The sequence below is a fragment of the Vibrio sp. 10N.247.310.23 genome, assembly GCF_041467155.1.
GTDB lineage: Bacteria > Pseudomonadota > Gammaproteobacteria > Enterobacterales > Vibrionaceae > Vibrio > Vibrio crassostreae_C.
In genome coordinates, this window is the sequence record NZ_JBFSTZ010000032.1 from 14,965 (window position 1) to 30,097 (window position 15,133).

Annotated in this window: 18 protein-coding genes; 4 read left to right on the forward strand and 14 right to left on the reverse strand. The window is 44.7% G+C overall.

Features of this window, described 5'->3' with window-relative positions:
- Positions 1 to 53 precede the first annotated feature (53 nt).
- Both ubiA and AB6D93_RS20405 read right to left on the reverse strand, forming a co-directional pair.
- Positions 54 to 908, reverse strand: a complete 855-nt coding sequence (ubiA, locus tag AB6D93_RS20400; RefSeq protein WP_102332802.1) for a 4-hydroxybenzoate octaprenyltransferase — start codon at positions 906 to 908, stop codon at positions 54 to 56.
- Complete coding sequence (locus AB6D93_RS20405) at positions 909 to 1,451, reverse strand: chorismate lyase (RefSeq protein ID WP_164091128.1); 543 nt, start codon at positions 1,449 to 1,451, stop codon at positions 909 to 911. It abuts the gene before it with no gap.
- Between the two features lie 162 nt (positions 1,452 to 1,613).
- Between AB6D93_RS20405 and AB6D93_RS20410 the strand changes: the two genes are divergently transcribed.
- Positions 1,614 to 2,021, forward strand: coding sequence for a flagellar basal body-associated protein FliL (locus tag AB6D93_RS20410; RefSeq protein ID WP_017063771.1), 408 nt, complete (start codon positions 1,614 to 1,616; stop codon positions 2,019 to 2,021).
- Positions 2,022 to 2,108: 87 nt separating this feature from the next.
- Here the strand turns inward: AB6D93_RS20410 and glpG are convergent, their stop codons facing one another.
- The 6 genes from glpG to ftsY all read right to left on the reverse strand — a co-directional run bounded on the left by glpG (position 2,109) and on the right by ftsY (position 7,772).
- Positions 2,109 to 2,951, reverse strand: a complete 843-nt coding sequence (gene glpG / locus AB6D93_RS20415) for a rhomboid family intramembrane serine protease GlpG (RefSeq protein ID WP_102332801.1) — start codon at positions 2,949 to 2,951, stop codon at positions 2,109 to 2,111.
- Positions 2,952 to 3,009: 58 nt separating this feature from the next.
- Positions 3,010 to 3,330 (reverse strand): thiosulfate sulfurtransferase GlpE, encoded by a 321-nt coding sequence (gene glpE, locus AB6D93_RS20420; protein ID WP_017061039.1) that lies wholly within the window; start codon positions 3,328 to 3,330, stop codon positions 3,010 to 3,012.
- Between the two features lie 440 nt (positions 3,331 to 3,770).
- Entirely contained in the window at positions 3,771 to 4,628 is an 858-nt protein-coding gene (gene rpoH, locus AB6D93_RS20425) for an RNA polymerase sigma factor RpoH (protein ID WP_017055518.1), read from the reverse strand.
- 177 nt (positions 4,629 to 4,805) lie between these two features.
- Positions 4,806 to 5,774 carry a permease-like cell division protein FtsX gene (ftsX, locus tag AB6D93_RS20430; protein ID WP_102332800.1) on the reverse strand — a complete coding sequence of 323 codons (969 nt, stop codon included), beginning with the start codon at positions 5,772 to 5,774 and terminating at the stop codon, positions 4,806 to 4,808.
- Positions 5,761 to 6,438: a cell division ATP-binding protein FtsE gene (gene ftsE / locus AB6D93_RS20435; protein WP_004736585.1), complete on the reverse strand. Its 678-nt coding sequence runs from the start codon at positions 6,436 to 6,438 to the stop codon at positions 5,761 to 5,763. Before ftsE ends, ftsX begins: the two co-directional genes overlap by 14 nt.
- Before the next feature lie 77 nt (positions 6,439 to 6,515).
- Positions 6,516 to 7,772, reverse strand: a complete 1,257-nt coding sequence (gene ftsY / locus AB6D93_RS20440; RefSeq protein WP_372159188.1) for a signal recognition particle-docking protein FtsY — start codon at positions 7,770 to 7,772, stop codon at positions 6,516 to 6,518.
- 230 nt (positions 7,773 to 8,002) lie between these two features.
- On the opposite strand from ftsY, the gene rsmD reads away from it, so the two are divergent.
- Positions 8,003 to 8,605, forward strand: a complete 603-nt coding sequence (rsmD, locus tag AB6D93_RS20445) for a 16S rRNA (guanine(966)-N(2))-methyltransferase RsmD (RefSeq protein WP_017066764.1) — start codon at positions 8,003 to 8,005, stop codon at positions 8,603 to 8,605.
- Positions 8,606 to 8,615: 10 nt separating this feature from the next.
- Positions 8,616 to 8,882 (forward strand): DUF1145 domain-containing protein, encoded by a 267-nt coding sequence (locus AB6D93_RS20450; protein WP_016784000.1) that lies wholly within the window; start codon positions 8,616 to 8,618, stop codon positions 8,880 to 8,882.
- 80 nt (positions 8,883 to 8,962) lie between these two features.
- Here AB6D93_RS20450 and AB6D93_RS20455 read toward each other — a convergent pair whose 3' ends face one another.
- From AB6D93_RS20455 to AB6D93_RS20470, 4 genes are all read right to left on the reverse strand, one after another.
- Complete coding sequence (locus tag AB6D93_RS20455; RefSeq protein ID WP_017061035.1) at positions 8,963 to 9,547, reverse strand: YhgN family NAAT transporter; 585 nt, start codon at positions 9,545 to 9,547, stop codon at positions 8,963 to 8,965.
- A gap of 206 nt (positions 9,548 to 9,753) precedes the next feature.
- A complete protein-coding gene (locus tag AB6D93_RS20460) occupies positions 9,754 to 9,990 on the reverse strand; it encodes a YecH family metal-binding protein (protein WP_017066763.1) in 237 nt (78 codons plus the stop codon).
- A 90-nt stretch (positions 9,991 to 10,080) separates the two neighbouring features.
- Positions 10,081 to 10,701, reverse strand: a complete 621-nt coding sequence (locus AB6D93_RS20465) for a lysoplasmalogenase (RefSeq protein WP_017061033.1) — start codon at positions 10,699 to 10,701, stop codon at positions 10,081 to 10,083.
- A gap of 927 nt (positions 10,702 to 11,628) precedes the next feature.
- Positions 11,629 to 12,003, reverse strand: a complete 375-nt coding sequence (locus AB6D93_RS20470; protein WP_004736595.1) for a hypothetical protein — start codon at positions 12,001 to 12,003, stop codon at positions 11,629 to 11,631.
- 244 nt (positions 12,004 to 12,247) lie between these two features.
- Between AB6D93_RS20470 and AB6D93_RS20475 the strand changes: the two genes are divergently transcribed.
- Positions 12,248 to 12,577, forward strand: a complete 330-nt coding sequence (locus AB6D93_RS20475; RefSeq protein ID WP_017061032.1) for a DUF2500 domain-containing protein — start codon at positions 12,248 to 12,250, stop codon at positions 12,575 to 12,577.
- Between the two features lie 60 nt (positions 12,578 to 12,637).
- Here the strand turns inward: AB6D93_RS20475 and AB6D93_RS20480 are convergent, their stop codons facing one another.
- Positions 12,638 to 13,651, reverse strand: a complete 1,014-nt coding sequence (locus tag AB6D93_RS20480; RefSeq protein WP_017061031.1) for an acyltransferase — start codon at positions 13,649 to 13,651, stop codon at positions 12,638 to 12,640.
- A gap of 169 nt (positions 13,652 to 13,820) precedes the next feature.
- The gene (gene arsJ / locus AB6D93_RS20485; protein ID WP_029235838.1) at positions 13,821 to 15,041 is read right to left on the reverse strand and encodes an organoarsenical effux MFS transporter ArsJ; all 1,221 of its coding nucleotides are present in this window, start codon (positions 15,039 to 15,041) and stop codon (positions 13,821 to 13,823) included.
- Between the last annotated feature and the right edge of the window lie 92 nt (positions 15,042 to 15,133).

The window sequence follows — 15,133 nt, forward strand, 5'->3', positions numbered from 1 at the left end:
AGGCACCCACTGGGTGCCTTTTTCTTGAATATTCGTTTGATAAAAACTGATGCTTACCAGAAGGTAACGAACAAACCGACCGTTACGGCCATACCAACATAGTTGTTATTTAGAAAAGCTTGAAAACATAAGTCTCGGTCACGATGCCGCATCAAATGTTGTTGGTACACAAACAAGCTGCCTGCGGCTAACAATGCCCAATAGAAAGTATCACCCAATTGGTAGTGCATACCTAACACAATCAGCATCGCTAGAGTAACAAGTTGCAAAGAGCCGACGATAAGCTTATCGAAGCGACCAAATAAAATAGCCGTCGATTTAATACCAATCTTCAAGTCATCATCTCGGTCAACCATCGCATATTGCGTGTCGTAAGCAATCGTCCACAACGCGTTAATCACGAAGACAAACCACACAATGCTTGGCAGTTCATTGGTTTGTGCCGCCCAAGCCATTGGTATCGCCCAACTAAACGCTAAGCCAAGAAACAACTGTGGAAGATGCGTAAAACGCTTCATGAAAGGGTAAATGAACGCCAGACCCACACCAATAAATGAGAGCTTAATGGTCAGTGGATTCATGGTGAGTACCAGCAAGAATGAAACTACGGCTAGCACTAAAAAGAGCAGAATCGCTTCCTTACTGGAAACCAAACCAGACGGCAGTGGACGCTGCTTGGTACGTTTAACATGACCATCTACTTTACGGTCCGCAAAGTCATTGATCACACAGCCAGCTGAACGCATCAACACCACGCCGAGTACAAAAACAACCAAGACATCAAAATCAGGCATACCTTGTGCGGCGATAATCAGTGACCACAAGGTCGGCCAAAGGAGTAATAGGGTACCAATCGGGCGATTCATTCGCGTTAATTGCCAATACGCCTTCGCTTTGGTGGCAAGCATTTACACACTCTCCTTAGAGTAAATGGGTGATGTTGGTAAAAACAGTTCTGCCACAAGCATCGGTTTATGGTTCATCCATAATCGAGAACGACGCGCGAGTAATCGCTCATCGCCTGCGATAACCCAACCAACTTGCAGCGCATCTCGCTCCACGTTCTCAGCACTAAAAACGGTCAATCCAAGCGGGACATTACCTTGTTGAGAAAGGTCTGAGTGCTGATGATCTTCTAATGTGACTCGGGGAATCAAGGTTCGACCTAACACCCACGGTTCGTCATCACCCTTTAAAATCACTTTACGCAGTAAGCAATCAAACGATGATAAAAGATGTTCCTCGTCTTGTTGCAGCATTGAGCGTTCTACAACTTGATTATGAAGCAACTCAACAGACAGGTGCTGACAGCACTTCCCCAACTTGCGGGAAAGAGAACCTTGCTCCATCAGCCACTCTTTGGTGGTTTCATTAGGAAAATCAAATGTTTCTGTACTTTGCCAATCTACATTCATTAACGAATTAAGATACAGCGATATTGGCTGATTCATACTAGTATTCAATAGGTGACTTTACACGTACAATAAAGCTTCAACTTTCGAACAAAATTAAAGCGTTCTTCGAATTGTAAACGTATTTAGATTTAGACCGCTCATTGTAACAAGACTAATGCGTTTCGAATATCGCGAATAAACTAAAGAAAAGTCACAAATATGCACAAACGTTATGTAGCCCAAATATTTCTTGCGATTACCCTACTCTTTTCAGCATCAAGTTTCGCGGAAGAGGAGTCGGCAGCTAAACTCGCCTACTTCACGCTAGAGCCAGACCTGACCACCAATTTTTACACTAAAGGTAAAAAACTGGGCTACATTCAGGTTCGCCTCGACATCATGGTGGCAAATAGTAGCGACTTGGCCGCTATTGAGCATCACCAACCACTGATTCGCGATGCGGTGATTGAATTGCTTGGCAAACAAAACGAAGAAACCATTAAATCTCTATCTGGCCGTGAAGACTTAAGAAAATCCTTAGTTGAACACCTCAACAAGATTTTGCTTCCAGAGACAGGTAAAACCCTGATTGCTGACTTACTGTTTACCAAATACCTTTATCAGTAATGATGTAAAACGAATCCCAATAAAAAAGCGGCTCATCTGGCCGCTTTTTTTGTCTCTATCGTTTGGCTACTCATTAGAAGATATGAATTAGCTTCTTGCCGAGCTTGGTGCTTTCATCGCATCGATAAAGCCAATAATCACACCAGCGGCTAGACCAGCTAAATGCGCCGTATTGGCGATAGCCATAAATGGCTGCATGTACCCAAGCACCAACCACACCAACATAAAGCCGACAATCTGTCTTGGGATACCTAAACCAAGTTGTGGCGCCTTCGCACCAACCACCCATAAGTAACCAACCAAGGCATACACAACACCAGACAAACCACCGAAGTTCGCCCCTTCAACCCAATACTGCCCAGCACCTGAAAGCGCAGAAGAGACAGCAAAGATCTGAAGTAGCTTGAGGCTGCCAAGTTTCTTCTCAATGTCTCCACCTAGCTGCCACCACCACAAAATATTAAATGCGATGTGCATAACAGAGAAATGTAGAACGGCATGACTCAACCAACGCCACAGCTGCCATTGCTGTCCATCCACCGCTGGGAAATGTAGGGCATTGAAAATAGCTTGGCCAAAACCGATCTGTTGCAGCGCAAAAATCACCACACACACCAACATCAGGCTTAGTGTCACTGGGCCTGCTTTGGCTTTGATCATGCCCATGAAGCTTGGCGTGTGGTAATGGAAGTTGCTCTTTCTGGTCTCTGCCATGTCCCAAGATGCAGTTTGATAGCGCTTATGATTGGGCTCAGCCAGAAAACGATTCAGCTCAGCTTCGGTTTCAACCTGAAATTGGCCATCAAGAAGCCAAAGAGCAAAACGCCCTTCTCCCTCTGGAGACATCTGAATAGGGATCTGACGAGAGGCCATATAATCAATAAATGCTTGAGCAAGACGTGGATTGTCTAACACCATCAATCTAATCATTGTTACTTCCTATTCATTCTATGAGGGATGCTTGAGGCGGTTCAGGTGATGAAAGTCATTAACCTGCGATCACTGGAAGTTCAGCACGATGCCAAGCTTCGAAACCACCATCAACACTATATACCTCTTCAAAGCCTTGGTTCACTAAATATTGTGCCGCACCTTGGCTACTGATGCCGTGGTAGCACATCACTAAGATAGGTTGTTCGAACTCAACCTCATCCATGAATGACACCATCGTATCGTTAGTCAGGTGGTAGGCTGTTTTTGGGTGGGCAACCGCAAAAGACTGCGGGTCACGTATATCGACAAGTCGAGCTTCGCCTTGTTCGATGAGGGCTTGAGCGCCTTTAACATCGATATGTTTAAACTGGTCCATGACTTTCTCTTTTTATACTGATTTACTTTGCTGCCATTGTAACCTATCCCAAGGCTAACATTCACATCCACTTAATAAGGTTATCCACCAGCGATCACTTTTACACCATTTGTGGATAAATCTGTGAATTGCGTGAATAAAGTGTCTTTTCAAAAATAGATCCACAACATGTAGTAATGATCCTGATCTAACTGTGGGTTAACTGAAACATATCCCCACTCGAAAAACCCCGTCAAAGCCTTACTACACACTGCTTTTAGATAGCTGACGAATAAACTTCTCACAGAGTTATCCACAAAATCATTTTGCAAATTTCGATCGCAAAAGTTGAGAAATCGATCCAAAACAAAAAGGCCGAGATCTCTCGATCTCGGCCTTTTCAAAATTCAGCTATTTGTTAGCTCTACTAGAAAGTAGAAGCTAATAGAAACTAGATGCTATTAGAAATCACCAACGGCTTGTTTCAACTTCTTCATCGCATTCTTTTCTAACTGGCGAACACGCTCAGCTGATATACTGTAGGTATCCGCTAAGTCTTGCAGGGTTGCCTTGTTGTCGTCTAACCAACGAGAGCGAACAATGTGTTGGCTACGCTCGTCTAAGCTTGCTAGTGCTAGCCCTAGGCGATTATTGGTGTGTGACTCCCAGTTAGCCGCTTCAACCGTCTCAGCAACGTCTGACGCCTTGTCTTCTAGGTAGTAAACTGGAGCAGTGTAAGCAGAACCGCCATCGTCATCGTCCATAGGCGCTTCAAACGTCGCATCTTGTGCTGCTAAGCGAGATTCCATCTCACGAACTTCTGAAGGCTCAACACCCAGTTCACGAGCAACCGTCTCAACTTCACCGTTATTGAACCAACCCAAACGCTTTTTAGACTTACGAAGGTTAAAGAACAGTTTACGCTGTGCCTTAGTGGTCGCAATTTTAACGATACGCCAGTTACGTAGAACGTATTCATGGATTTCAGCTTTGATCCAGTGAACAGCAAACGAGACGAGACGAACACCAACTTCTGGATTGAAGCGCTTAACAGCCTTCATCAAGCCGATGTTACCTTCTTGGACGAGATCAGCCATTGGTAGCCCGTAGCCAGAGTAGCCTCTTGCAACGTGCACCACGAATCTTAGGTGGGAAAGGATCAAGCCTTTCGCAGCGTCGATCTCACCTTTGTAATGTAATCGCTCTGCAAGTCCACGTTCCTCTTCAGGAGTCAGCATAGGGTAGCTGTTCGCTGAGCGGATATAGCTATCTAAACTATCTTGTGTGACTAAAGCCATTTGATACGCTTGGTTTGCCATTCGGTTCCTCATCAATCTCTGATCTGGAGTAATACATCTATTAAAACCCTACAATCTTGAACCTAAAATGAACAGGTTTCAAGGAGGGGGAAGTAATTATGCATAATCAATTCGTCTATACAAGGCAAAAACTGGTTAAGAAGTGCCTATTTTTCGTCTAAATATGACTCTATTCACCTAAACTGGTTCAATTTCTTTTAGGTGACGCTGTGCAGAAAGCTTTGCAGCCACACTACCAAGCAGAGTTCCGACGATCAAAAGCAGTAAAGATTCATCCCAACTCAGGCCAATTAAACGGAAGTGGCTGTCGTATAGCTGAGCCAAGTCATCCACCGCGCTGTTCAGCAATACGGTAATCAATGCCGTCATTACCCAAGCGCTAATCGAACCTAAAACGCCAAACCACATCCCAGCATAAAGGTATGGTCGAAGAATGTAGCTGTCGGTCGCACCAATCAGCTTCATGGTTTGAATCTCTTCTTTATGCGCCAACACATTAAATCGTAGTGTATTGCCGATAATCAGAAATACCGCGCCCAGCATCAATACCGTTAAGGTAATCACGATGACAGCCGCTAATGCTTTGATCGCATCTAATCGCGCTAACCAATCTTCGTCTAGGCGAACATCGGTCACTAATTCTTGTTGTTTAACTGTGCCTGCCAGCTCTTTAATTAAGGTATCGCTGTGCACGCTTGGCGTAATCACCAGCACACCTGGCAGTGAATAATCGTCGAGAATGGTTAGGGCGTCTTCAAAACCAGAATACTGGCTGAGGTCTGCAAGCCCTTGCTGCGGAGAAATGTACACCACGAGCTCAACTTGATCCCAACTTTCGATTTCATCCTTAAGCACCATTACTCGTGGCTCAGGAATACCATCCTCTACATAAGCACTTATTTGTGACGGGCTAGTGACATCTTGCGCCACTTCCCCTACATTTTTACCTAATAGGTACAAACAAGCTGGCATCGCCAACGCCATAGAGATCACCGCAAGGGTCAGTAAGTTGCCTAACGGGCGCTGCCACATTTGCGAGAACGATGACTTGGCTTGTTTCCAGTGAACAACAAAGAAGCCGTCGCTTGAAGCGCGGTTTGCTGCTCGATTAGATTGAGGTTTTTTGATGCGCTTATTCGCGGCCATAGTCTTCAACCTCACTCAAAAATCCTTGGTTTAATTCAAGATGGCGGTACTGAGGGCGAGTGTTCACTAACCCGATATCATGCGTCGCTAGGATGATCGTCACACCTGCGCGGTTGAATTCTTCAAATAATCGCAACACACGGTTAGATAATTCAGGGTCTAGATTACCGGTAGGCTCATCGGCTAAAAGCAGAGTTGGACGGTTAACCACGGCGCGAGCAATACCCACGCGTTGTTGTTCACCACCAGAAAGTTGGCTTGGCAAACAACGGGCTTTATCTAATAAACCGGTTTTATCCAACGCAGCACTGACTCGGCGTTTTATTTCGTTTTCAGAAATAGATTCAATACGCATAGGCAGAGCGACGTTATCGAAAATCGAACGGTCCATCAGCAGGCGATGGTCTTGAAAAACAATCCCAATATTACGGCGTAAGAAAGGAATGTCTTTGGCTGGGATACGAGTGATATCGTGATCGTTGAACCAGACACGTCCATCAGTTGGACGCTCGATGGCGCAGATCAACTTCAGCAAGGTACTTTTACCAGCGCCAGAGTGCCCACCCAAAAAAGCCATCTCTCCACGTTTAAGGTGAAAGTCCACTTTTTGGAGCGCTTGTCGTCCGCCTCGGTAGGCTTTGCTCACTTGCTGAAATTTGATCACCGAAAATTCCTCTTACGATCACTCATATCAAATTTAAAACGGTAGCAGGTTAAGGATAAACCACTTTGCTACTCGCGTTACTCTTCGCGGCTAAATAGTGCTTCAATAAAGTCTTTAGACTCAAATGGACGCAGGTCATCAATGCCTTCACCCACACCAATGTAGCGGATTGGAATCTGGAACTGGTCAGCAATTGAGAAAATCACGCCGCCTTTCGCCGTACCATCTAGCTTAGTGAGCGTAATACCCGTTACTGGTGCCACGTCACTGAACAGCTTCGCTTGGCTGATAGCATTCTGACCGGTACCTGCATCTAGCGTTAACATGATTTCGTGCGGTGCAGAGTCATCAATCTTCTTCATTACACGAACAATCTTACGCAGCTCTTCCATCAAGTTGCTCTTGTTCTGCAAACGACCGGCTGTATCAGCAATCACAACATCAACACCACGAGCCTTCGCTGCTTCAATCGCATCGTAGATAACAGACGCACTGTCCGCACCAGTGTGTTGAGCGATAACTGGCACATCGTTACGCTGACCCCAAACCTGAAGCTGTTCAACGGCTGCAGCACGGAAGGTATCACCCGCTGCTAGCATCACTTTCTTGCCTTCATTTTGGAATTGTTTCGCCAGCTTACCGATCGTAGTTGTCTTACCTACACCGTTCACACCCACCATTAAGATAACGTAAGGTGTTTTAGTGGTATCAACAACCAGTGGCTGTTCCACTTGGCTTAAGATGTCTGCCATCTCTTCTTTGAGCAGACCATAAAGCGCTTCACCGTCTTTTAGGTCATTGCGAGATGCTTTTTCTGTCAGGTTTTCAATGATCTTAACCGTGGTATTCATACCCACGTCAGCAATCAGAAGTTGCTCTTCTAGCTCTTCAAACAGGTCTTCATCGATTTGCTTGCCTTTGAACAGACCAAAGAAACCAGCACCGATGTTTGCTTTAGTGCGGCTTAGGCTGCGCTTAAGACGAGCAAAGAAGCTTTCTGTCGGCTTCTCTTGTACTTCTTCAACCTTAGCTTGAGGAACTGCCACTTCTTCCTGTTCTGCTTCTGCTTCTGCTTCTGCTTCTGCTTCTGCTTCTGCTTCTGCTTCTGCTGCGACAGGTTGCTGCTCTTGTTGAGCTTCTTCAAGCGCTTGCTCAGATTCAGTTGGCTTAACTTGTTCAGCTTCAGGCGCGACCTGTTCAGCCTCAACTTGTGATTCAACTTCAGTTTGATCTTCAACGCTTTCTACGTTCGCTTCATTCTGAGTTTTTGGGCTTTGTTCTTCTTCACCAAAACCAAGCCACGATAATAATCCGCGCTTCTTTTTTTCCGTCATCAGAGGAGTTTCCTAGATCTACTAATTAGCTGTATTGACTTAATACACGTCGACTCTTTGCTATTGTTATACAATACAAGCTTGTACAAACGAATAGTAAAGAAAAATGACAAAGCAGTGATAAGTTTGCTTTTAGCTTGATACACTTTGTCATTGCAAATTTATTTAATACACGAACCCACTTAAATTGGGCTCGGTATAGTATCACTTTATTAGCGGTCAAAAAATCTATGGTAAGACGTCGCCAGCAAAACACATCACAAAAAAAGCCATCCGGAGGCTTTGTTCGAATTATTAGTGGCTCATGGAGAGGTAGAAAGCTGCCTGTTCATGATTTAGAAGGATTACGCCCAACCATTGACCGAGTAAAAGAAACACTCTTTAACTGGGTGGCTCAAGATATCCCACATTCAACTTGCTTGGATGTATTTGCCGGTTCTGGCGGTCTAGGTTTTGAAGCAGCTTCTCGCCAAGCCAAAATGGTGACACTGCTCGAAATGAATCAAAAGGCGGCTAAACAGCTTTCTGATAACGCGAAAGAGCTCAAGGCAGACAACATTAATGTCGTGAATACTGATGCTATCTCTTTCCTTAAGAAACCGGGCACGCCTTACGATATGGTTTTCCTTGATCCACCATTTCGTCAAGGCTTACTGGCAGAAACAGTACAACTGCTTGAGAGTAACGGTTGGCTTGCAGACAATGCCATCATTTACGTCGAGACAGAGAAAGAACTGAAACTCGAAGCTATGCCAGAGAACTGGGAATTGCATCGCGACAAGACCACCGGACAGTCAAGCTACCGACTGTTCAATCGAATCACTGAAGAATAGGAGTTATTGAATGAAGTTCTTGCTTCCACTAGCAAAAGCAGCCATCGCCTTTGTTTGGTTTATCTTAATCGTAAATATTTTCTACCCGTTTCCGGGTAATGCTGCGATTGCGCTTTATATCATGACCGCATTCTTGTTCTTCATGCACGGCCTGCAGATGCTGATTTTCATCGGTGCATTCGGCGATAAGATCGAGATGTCACGTTGGGAGAAATGGTCAATATTGATTTTCGGAGTCTTTGCCCTACTCGATATCCGTCGTAAGCACATGATGTAATCGAAATAAAAACCGAAGAAACAGATACAAAAACGCCGCTCAGTAGAGCGGCGTTTTTTTATTGAGTAATGGTAGCAACACTAGCCCATGTAGCCCTTCACGCCATCCAAGAACATTTGAGTCGATAGCATCACAAGTAACAAGCCCATCAAGCGCTCGATGGCTTTAAGCCCTCTCTCACCTAGTACTCGTAGGAAGAAGCCATTAAACATCAGAATGAAGAAGGTAGCGCCCCAAGCCAGCATCACAGCCGCTGAAAGCTCTAACATGTTGTCTGGATGCTGGGTCGACAGCAGAATCAGTGCAGCAATCACTGACGGACCTGCAATCATAGGAATCGCCATCGGCACAATAAACGGCTCTTCACCCGCCGCAAGGCCAGTAATGCTGCCTGCGCTTGGGAAAATCATCTTAATCGCGATAATAAACAGAATAATACCGCCAGAGATACTCAAGGTTTCAGGCTGCACGTGCAGGAAGTTCATGATGCTTTGACCCGCAAATAAGAACAGCAGCAAGATAACCAGTGCGAACATCAGCTCACGAATCAGAACAATACGGCGACGCTTCGGGTCAATATGCTTAAGGATAGAGAGCACGATTGGCAAGTTGCCAAGCGGGTCCATGATAAGAAACAGCATGGTTGCTGCAGATAAGATTTCCATAAGTTTGTCTCGAAAAGCGTAAGTGCGCGGAGTATAGCAGCCTCAACATTGATTTTCGAACGCAGTGATAAGCGGGTTAACTGATGCTTTTAAAAGGGGATGTTATAAGAAGGCAAATTAGCGAAAGCAGATTGAAAGGTAATGAAAAGAGTGGAGCCGAAACATGCACCCACTCTTTATTCACGAATAAAACAAGCCACTAAGAATTAGTGATTACACACACGTTCGCGGTTAGTGCAAAGCTTATCATCGACAACGACAACCTTTTCCATCTTCAAGAAAAACTTCAACAGGCTATCTAAATCCAGACCATTGAGCTTACAAGTATGGAAGCGAGCTTCTTCGCCATAGGTTTGAGCAAGCGCTAATGTTAGCTCTTCGCGAGTCAGTGGCTTTTCACTAAGCAGGTTTAAAACGTTGTGTGCGTGAATTTCAGTCGTCATAACTCAATCTCATGTTTAATGAATTACACGTAGAGTACCGAGTTTTAGCAACGCCGTTTTGATGTAGCTCAGGCTTGAGAGAGCTCTACCCTAAATAGTAATCGATGCGACGATGAATGCGTGTGCGAGAAAGTAACTGCCCGTTACCCAAAAGTAAGCGCCCTTGATTGGGCTGCGGTAACTGTTTAGCGCATAAGCTAAGGCCGAAAGGAGCAGCACGCTACAGCCAGCAAAACCGACCGCGTGTGATAACTGAGGATCCAGCAGCCAAACCTCACCAGAAGCCCATGCTAACTGAATAAGCACAATGCCCATGATGACCACGGGAAAAACGAGTTTGTCTAAGCGTGGCAACAGTAAAAAGAAAGCAACAACGCAAGCTGCCAATAACAGCGCGAACAACCACCAAACCATTTCACCTGATAGCTGTAACCAAAAAGCTTTGCTGTAACAGAGTTGAGCCAATAAGAAGCAGACAAAATGCAGAGGGCGTTTTTGAGTGAGAGTATGAAGCACATCTGCGATCGCAGAGATAGCCAACCCCGCAACTATCCAATAGGTAAAGTCAGCCACAACCGACTGAGTTAAAGCAATTGTCGCTAATAATACAAAGGTAAATACCTTATACGATAAGGCCTGACCGATATGTCCATGTTTCGTTCCTGCTATTGCTCCGATACCAGATAAGGAAACCGCTAACCAACTCCACATACCACTTGCCCTATTGCTTTAAATCGTCGCCAGTCTAGGCACACGAGTGTTGATGTAAAGCCTCAGCCCCTCAAAATTGGATCTTGATTACGCTTCCACTAAAAAGAGTCTCTTTAGATTGAAGTCGTAACAATTACCACCATGACAATGGCCATTCGTTTAAAACTAGAACGAATCATCATAAAACCCATTCAAACTGGCATTAGAGTCGCCATACTTGAATTTTGGCCAATTCTAACCTATCGACCCCACCAAAACCGGCCTAATTCCGTAAAATACCACACTTAAAAAATTAAAATAACCACATTTAAAGTAAATAATAACAATAACTTAAATAAACAAACTCAAGATTAATAGGAAAATAAAAACGCCAACCAAGCCTAGACTTGTAAAGTAGCCAGTTTTCTTTTTTAACGCCCAGTTTTGTCAGGTCATTTCAAGCCTCCGGTAAAAATCGCCACAAAAACCAAGCCGAAAACTTAAAAAACCAACCAAAACCAACCTAGCCACCACCAACCTCTATTAATACAGTTTAACAACCTTTAACAATATAAATTACACAAAACAACCATTACAAAACAACAAGTTAAATCAAATTAGAACAAACATAAATCACAACGAACAAATTAAGAACACACCATAAAACACAGTTAAACACTGCCAAACAAGCCAAAAACTCATAGTTTTCTACTACTTTTAAAGCTTTCGAAAGTAATTCTTGATCTAAGGCCATAAGTAGTGCTATTCTTTAAAACATAGCGAGAGACAACCAAATTTAGGAGTAGTGTTATGATTTCATCTTCGCAAAGACAAGGACTTGTAATGATCGCGGTAGTTGTAGGTCTAATGACACTACCGATGATGTACTAAGCAAGTTACAGATAAAAAAAGGGACGCCATGAGCGTCCCTTTTTTTGTTCAATTTTTTCACTTCGAAAACAGATGCAGTGTTAGCACATCCCAGTTCGCATAATAGAAACCTGCGGCAGCTAAAGTCATTGCCATCATCAGTAAGATCGCAACTCGCCAGATAAAACGACCACTACGTGGAGTCAGCTCCTTCTCACAGTCGTTACACATCATGATGAACTTATGTTGGTCTTCCAACTTAGCCTCATGTTCATTGACTACCTTATTACGACACGTTGCGATATAGCGCAGCTTGCTCACCATATCGTGCGGTAGCCTTTCTTCACAGCTTGTTACAAGCTCATGCAATCCTTCGCCTTCGGCATGATATTGAAGCCTCAATAATTTCTCTATATTGCGAGTTCTTGTCACCACTTTTTCAATATCGGTCATCTTAGCCCTCCCACTCCACACTATAATTCTAGTCGAGCATTTCCCTATTCTTATACAAAATCACTGTTATTTACGAGAGAAAGAGACAATAAATAACAATGCTTTATCCCAAACTGACCATTAAATGTGATGTCTGCCGAAAAATAATCAGCTTGGCTTACAACAGTTCACGAATAACGGCTTTAAACACATATCCCTATTGCCTGAAAGACTAGAATAACCATCACGACTACATGGAGGTTATATGCCTAATTCACTCTTTTTTGCCATCTTTGCTCTCGCTGCTCTAGCGGCTTGGGTATTTATTGGTTTCTATCGAAAACACTCGCAAGGTGAAAATGCGCCAGAGAAGAAAGTGAATGTCACGGTGTTAGACAAACAATCGATCGACCTTCCTGACGCAGAACCGGGCCAAGAAGATCAAGAGTACTGGATTTACGTTCAACGTGGTGTGGTTGGTCCGAAGCGAGAATTCCAAGTCGGCATCCACTATTTCCACGCCCTTAACCCTGGCGACAAAGGAACCTTAACCTACCAAGGCGATAAGTTCTTACACTTTGCGTTGAAGCGCTAAACGTCAGCCGCTTCAACTGTCGTCCCTAAGCAATCCATCAGAAAGCCTTAGCAATCACCGCTAAGGCAATAACCAACGCGTTTTCTCTGACTTAGACACCAACCAGCTCATCCATAATGCGCCAGCTCCGCTGATCACAATCCATAATGGAATAACCCATGCCGGATGTCCTTGGTACCAACCAAACTCTTTCATCGGCCACAAGAAAATCGGGTGCAGCAGGTAAATACCTAAGCTGTGCTTACTGATAAAGCCAACCACTTGGTTACTCTTCTCAGACAGGCCTTCACCATAGTAACGGCATACCATGAACACCATGCTCGCGGCTAATACGGTATTCAACGTTTTGTAAGATAGCCAGCGCCCTACCGTGTACTCTTCTGCTACCAAGCTTGCATCAACCACCATGTAAACCGTGGTTAGTAACGCTAGCCCACCCAGTAACACACTCACGCCAACGGTCATCTTGTTAAGTGGCACAATCTTATACAGCAAGTAACCCAATGGTAAGTAACCGGTGTACAACCACAATTCGTGACTCCAAGGGCCATCGATTTTCAGTAAGAACAGCAATGTTGTGAACAACCATACCGCCGTAAAGGCATAGACCGATCTATCACCGTACTTTCTAACCATGATCTGCAAGAACGGAATCACAAAATAGAGTGGGATGAAGTAATAGAAGAAACCAAGGTGGTAATAGGTGTAATGATGGTAGCTATTAAGCAACACGTCCCAACTGACGTCGGCATCAAAGCCCATTGCCGACCAGCCCGACAGATAGGTATAGAAAAGCGACCAGACAATGAAAGGTATCAGTACCTTGCCCAAACGACGCTTGAGGTAGTATTTGGCGTCAAACGGGCGCTGATCACTGAGCATCAGTGCGCCAGTAATCAAAATGAACACAGGTACTGCCCAGCGGCTGAAACCGTTTACCGTAATGGCAGTAAGCCATTCACCGAAAGGAATAGTGCCCAACTCATTGCGATAAGGCGCCAAAACATGAATCGCGATAACCGCTACGGCCGCGACACATCGTGCTAAATCAAAAAAGAGAATTCGCTGCTTCATGTAAATGCCTGATTAATATTCAATCATTCTACTATAGCAATAAAAAAGCTGACCGGAATAAATACCAAGTCAGCTTAGTGTTAAAGGAGATACTTATCGCGAATTTAGCTCATACGACTCTAGCTTCTGCGACTTGAGCTCTCACAAATGAGGCTCATGTGGCTGAAGCTTATGCCGCTGAAATTTGCGGCACTTTCGGTAAACGCAGAGAGATCACCGTCGTTATCGCCAAGAATGCGAAGGAAACCCACAGACACGCAGACAAACCTGCCATTTGGAATACCAAGCCCGACAATATCGTGCCAATCAAACGGCCCATCGCGTTTGCCATGTAGTAGAAACCGACATCAAGAGAAACGCCATCGCCTTTCGCATAACTCACAATCAAATATGAGTGAAGTGATGAGTTCACCGCAAAGATGACACCAAACACCATCAAGCCACCGATAATAACTAACTCGGGTTGCCAGCCAATCTGTACCGCATAAGCGATAGCAGCGGTCACTATAGCCAGCGCACCAGCCCATAACAGCGCGGCATGGCCATCTGGCACCTTACCTTGAGCTTTACCAGTAATCTTCGGCGCTATGCCCTGTACAAAGCCATAAGCGATAGTCCAAGCAGCTAAGAAACCGCCAACCCATGAGTGATCCCAACCAAACACACTGCCTAGGTAAATCGGCAAAGCAATCACAAACCACACATCACGAGCGCCAAACAGGAACATACGTGCTGCGGATAGGATGTTGATGGATTCAGACTTAGAGAAGATCTGTTTGAACTTAGGCTTGGTTTTCGCTTTGCCCATGTCCGCTTCTAAGCTCAACACACTGCCAACGAAGACCAATGCCAACACGGCTGCCATCGCGAGCACGGCGTATTGGAAGCCAATCGTTGAAAGCAGTAAACCACCAATAAAGAAGCCTGCCCCTTTAAGCGCATTCTTAGATCCGGTCAGAATCGCAATCCACTTATAAAGCGCGCCTTGTTGTTCATCAGGAACCAGAGTCTTAATTGAGCTCTTGGCACTCATCTTATTGAGGTCTTTAGCGATACCAGACAAGGCTTGCGCCGCCATGACCCAAGGAATGGTCAGCATTGCCGTTGGCACCGCGAGCATACCCAAGGCGACGACTTGCATGCCTAACCCAATGTTCATGGTCTTATTGAGGCCAAGACGCGCCCCTAACCAGCCACCGATTAGGTTAGTCACCACACCAAAGAATTCATAGAAAAGGAACAGTGAGGCGATTTCTAACGAACTGTAGCCAAGGTCGTAAAAATACAGAACCACCAACATGCGAAGTGCACCATCAGTAATGGTGAAGTTCCAGTAGTTAAAAGTCACCAACATGTATTGGCGAACGCTCTTACTTAGATTTGAAAACATAACGCTATCTCTGCAATCTAAACAAAAAGAGCTTTTGGATCATGATAAGTTCAACACTCCAGATACCAAAAGCTCCCTGTCTAACACTGATG